This is a genomic window from Pseudoxanthomonas sp. LjRoot204_2 (assembly GCF_056175765.1).
Map to the genome: position 1 here is coordinate 1 of NZ_JBGFFG010000466.1, position 2,440 is coordinate 2,440.

3 protein-coding genes are annotated in these 2,440 nt (G+C 65.8%); all 3 read left to right on the forward strand.

The window, feature by feature from the left end; translation table 11 throughout:
• Positions 1 to 83 precede the first annotated feature (83 nt).
• The gene (locus AC04L7_RS16645) at positions 84 to 1,451 is read left to right on the forward strand and encodes a replication-associated recombination protein A (protein WP_475513452.1); all 1,368 of its coding nucleotides are present in this window, start codon (positions 84 to 86) and stop codon (positions 1,449 to 1,451) included.
• Positions 1,452 to 1,473: 22 nt separating this feature from the next.
• Positions 1,474 to 1,887 carry a fluoride efflux transporter CrcB gene (gene crcB, locus AC04L7_RS16650; RefSeq protein ID WP_435998438.1) on the forward strand — a complete coding sequence of 138 codons (414 nt, stop codon included), beginning with the start codon at positions 1,474 to 1,476 and terminating at the stop codon, positions 1,885 to 1,887.
• Between the two features lie 203 nt (positions 1,888 to 2,090).
• Positions 2,091 to 2,440 (forward strand): hypothetical protein (locus AC04L7_RS16655; protein ID WP_475513453.1); only part of this gene is annotated, 350 nt, incomplete at its 3' end.

Here is a 2,440-nt window from a genome sequence, read left to right on the forward strand (position 1 = left end):
CCAGCCAAGGGTGTCGACGTGGTCGGTGGACCCTGACACGCACGCGTCAACGAGCCTGACGGGCCACGACGTTACAATGACGCGTGGCCAGGACACGCACCCCTCTCGAACCCCAGGTCGACCTGCTGAGCGCAGACACTGACGCGCTGCGTCCGCTGGCCGAGCGGATGCGTCCGCGTACGCTGGACGAAATGGTCGGGCAGCGCCGTCTGCTGGCGCCGGGCAGCGCCCTCCGTCGCGCGGTGGAATCCGGCCATGTGCATTCGATGATCCTGTGGGGGCCGCCCGGTTGCGGCAAGACCACGCTGTCGTTGCTGCTGGCACGCTATGCCGACGCGGAATTCAAGGCGATCTCGGCCGTGCTGTCGGGTCTTCCCGAGGTTCGGCAGGTGCTGGCCGAAGCGGCCCAGCGATTCGCCGGCGGGCGTCGCACCGTGTTGTTCGTGGACGAGGTGCATCGCTTCAACAAGGCGCAGCAGGATGCGTTTCTGCCGCACATCGAGCGCGGCACGATCATCTTCGTCGGGGCGACCACGGAAAATCCGTCGTTCGAACTCAACTCGGCCCTGCTGTCGCGGTGTCGCGTGCACGTGATGGAAGCGGTGTCGCCGGAGGACATCCGGCAGGCACTGCAACTGGCCCTGGCGGATGGCGAGCGCGGGCTTGGCGATCTGGGGCTTCATGTCGACGCTGAAGCGCTGCTCGAGATCGCGACGGCCGCGGACGGCGACGTCCGGCGAGGACTCACGCTGCTGGAGATCGYCGCGGAACTGGCGGCCGACGAAGGCGGGCTCATCACACCGCAGACGCTGGTGCAGGTACTGGCGGACCGCACGCGCCGCTTCGACAAGGGTGGGGAGCAGTTCTACGACCAGATCTCCGCCTTGCACAAGTCGGTGCGCAGTTCCAATCCCGACGGAGCGGTGTACTGGCTCGCGCGCATGCTGGATGGAGGCTGCGATCCCGCCTATCTCGCGCGCCGCATGACGCGGATGGCCGTGGAAGACATCGGACTGGCGGATCCCCGCGCGCTGCAGATGGCGATCGATGCGTGGGACACGTATGAGCGTCTCGGAAGCCCCGAGGGGGACCTCGCCCTGGCGCAATTGGTTATCTACCTCGCCAGCACCGCGAAATCGAATGCGGGCTACATGGCATTCAACGCGGCGAAAGCCGATGTGCGCGAGTACGGCACGCAGGAGGTACCGATGCACCTGCGCAACGCGCCGACCAAGCTGATGAAGTCGCTCGGTTACGGTACCGGGTACCAGTACGACCACGATGCCGAAGGCGGCATCGCGTTGGACCAGACCGCCTTCCCCGACGCCATGGGCGAGCGGACGTACTATGCGCCGGTCGAGCGCGGGCTCGAGATCAAGTTGAAGGAGAAACTCGATCGCTTGCGCGAGGCCCGCCGACAGGCCCGGACGCGGGCCGGTCGCGACGACTGAATTCCAAGACAGGACACGACGCATGCCGGTACACGCCTGGATCTGGTGGCAACAGCTCGCGCTGGTGATGGCGGGTGGAGCCCTTGGCGCGGCGGCGCGCTTCTGGCTCGGCGGCGTCCTGCTGCGCCAGCTGGGGACCGGATTCCCGTGGGGCACGTTCGCGGTGAACATGATCGGCTCGTTCGCCGCCGGTTTCCTGGCCATGTGGCTGGAAGCGCGTGGTCCTTCGGCGATCTACTGGCGCGCATTCCTGATGGTCGGCGTGCTGGGCGCGTTGACCACGTACTCGGCGCTGATGGTCGAATGCCTGCTGTTCGCGCGTTCGGACCGGCAGGGCAGTGCGCTCGGGTATCTCGCCCTCACGCTGGTCGCCGGCCTGCTGCTGGTATGGCTGGGTGCACGCGTCGCGGGCGCGGTTCGCGCGCCGGCCTGGTAAGGCGCACAACGTCGTCCGGATCTCTTGCCGGACATCCATGTTCGACCTGTCACAGCGCCGCGACTGAGCGGACGAACGGTCCCTGCTCGAACATATTTTTAACCTTGTGCCGGGTTGCGGATAACGATTGCCGTGCAACCGTGACCCGCGTCGCTTTTTAGGGGCTTCCCCTGGGTCCCGGAGCGGCCACAAGGAGACTGGACATGTGCATTCGCAAGACACTGATCGCATCGGCGGTATTGCTGGCGCTCGGCACGACGGGACAGGCATTCGCGCAACAGACCAACACCGAGAACGGCCGGGGAGACGACATCCTGGTCAACCTCGCGGTGGACATGAGCAACAACAGCACCAACACGGACAACAGCGACAACTCCGACAATTCCGACAACTCCGACAATTCGGACCACAGCGACAACAGCACGCATGACGGCGACAACCGCAACAATCGCGGCCGCGCCAGTGCGGAGGGCTACGGTTCCACCGCGGCCAACAACGGCAGCACCGCCACTTCCTCATTCTCCAATTCCTTCAACCACAGCAAGGCTGTGGC

Excerpts from the sequence above, each read along its gene's own strand:
- crcB (WP_435998438.1), top strand. The coding sequence starts at position 1,474 with ATGCCGGTACACGCCTGGATCTGGTGGCAACAGCTCGCGCTGGTGATG.